The sequence below is a fragment of the Aeromicrobium sp. genome (assembly GCF_036675695.1).
Classification (GTDB): domain Bacteria; phylum Actinomycetota; class Actinomycetes; order Propionibacteriales; family Nocardioidaceae; genus Aeromicrobium.
Map to the genome: position 1 here is coordinate 1 of NZ_JAKFEL010000132.1, position 1612 is coordinate 1612.

1 protein-coding gene is annotated in these 1612 nt (G+C 60.5%); it reads left to right on the top strand.

The genetic code is table 11. The features are described 5' to 3' along the window. The first annotated feature begins 79 nt into the window (after nucleotides 1-79). Nucleotides 80-1495 (top strand): IS1182 family transposase, encoded by a 1416-nt coding sequence (locus tag V6M39_RS08585; RefSeq protein ID WP_332643404.1) that lies wholly within the window; start codon nucleotides 80-82, stop codon nucleotides 1493-1495. Nucleotides 1496-1612: the final 117 nt, after the last annotated feature.

The following is a 1612-nucleotide window of genomic DNA, read 5'->3' on the forward strand; positions in this document are numbered from 1 at the left end:
TATTGTGTTGAAAAACTCCCTGGCAATCGGCGTCGCTTGGCCTATGTTGATGGCAACCGATTGACGGGAGCACATCGAGATGATGGGTCAACAAGGTGGCAGCCAGGACCGACTCTTCTACTCGTTCAACCTCGACGATCACGTCCCGCGCAATCACTTGCTGCGAGGCATCGACCGCTTCTTCGATCTCGGTGAACTGCGTACGCACCTTGCGCCGTTCTACAGCCACACAGGTCGTCCATCGATCGACCCTGAGCTGATGATGCGCATGTTGATCGTCGGCTACTGCTTTGGTATCCGTTCTGAGCGACGGCTTTGCGAAGAGGTTCATCTGAATCTGGCCTATCGCTGGTTCTGCAGACTCGATCTCGAAGACGCGGTGCCAGATCACTCGACGTTCTCCAAGAACCGGCACGGTCGCTTTCGTGAGAGCGATGCGTTCCGTCATGTGTTCGAGAGTGTCCTGCGCCGGTGCATGAGCGAAGGCCTCGTTCGCGGGGAAGGCTTCGCTATTGATGCCAGCGTCATCAAGGCTGACGCCAGCAGAGCGCGTGGTGTTCCCGGATGTGAGACGACGGACTGGCGCAAGGAGGCCAGCACGAGCCGTGCGGTACGCGAGTATCTCGACGCACTCGAAGAGTTCAACCCGACGGGTGAAGACGACGCCGCGCCACTGAATCCGCCTGCACCAGGCAAGAATGTCTCGCTGACCGATCCTGCGGCGCGCTGGACCGCCGCACCGGGTGGACCAGCGTTCTACGCCTACTCGACCAACTACCTGATCGATCTGGACGCCGGGATCATCGTGGATGTCGAGGCGACACCGGCGCACCGCACGCTGGAGGTCGAATCGACCAAGACGATGGTCAACCGCGTCGAACAGCGCTTCGGACTCAAGCCCGATCGCCTGGTTGGCGACACCGCCTACGGCACCGCACCCATGCTCGGGTGGATGGTGCAAGACAAGGACATCGCCCCGCATGTGCCCGTGTGGGACAGGAGTGAACGCAAGGACGGCACGCTGTCGAGCAGCGAGTTCGTCTGGGATGAGCAAGCCAACGAATACCGCTGCCCGCAAGGACATGCGCTACTGAGCGATCGACGCCAGTTCGCGACGCCACGCGATCGCATCACCAAGGCCGGCACGATCCTGTACAGCGCCAGCCAACACGATTGCACTGGATGCCCCATGAAGCAACAGTGCTGCCCGAACATGCCCAACCGCAGAATCATGCGTAGCGTTCACGAGCGCTCAAGGGAAGTCGCGCGCGAGCTCGCCAATACACCGGAGTACAAGCAGTCTCGGCGTGATCGCAAGAAGGTCGAGATGCTGTTCGCGCATCTCAAACGCATCCTCAAGCTGGACCGATTGCGCCTCAGAGGCCTGACCGGCGCGCACGATGAGTTCCTGTTGGCCGCGACTGCTCAGAACCTGCGAAGAATGGCCAAGAGGTTGTTCGATGGGCGACAAGGTACGGCCCTGATGCCTGCCTGAAGAGGCCGCTGGCCCTCGCAACAACAACGATCAGCGTCTACCTCGTCTCATCGCCGTCCCCTCGTCAGCAGCCCGCGCCGAGAACTCGTTCGCGAACCGAGTTTTTCAACGAAATAG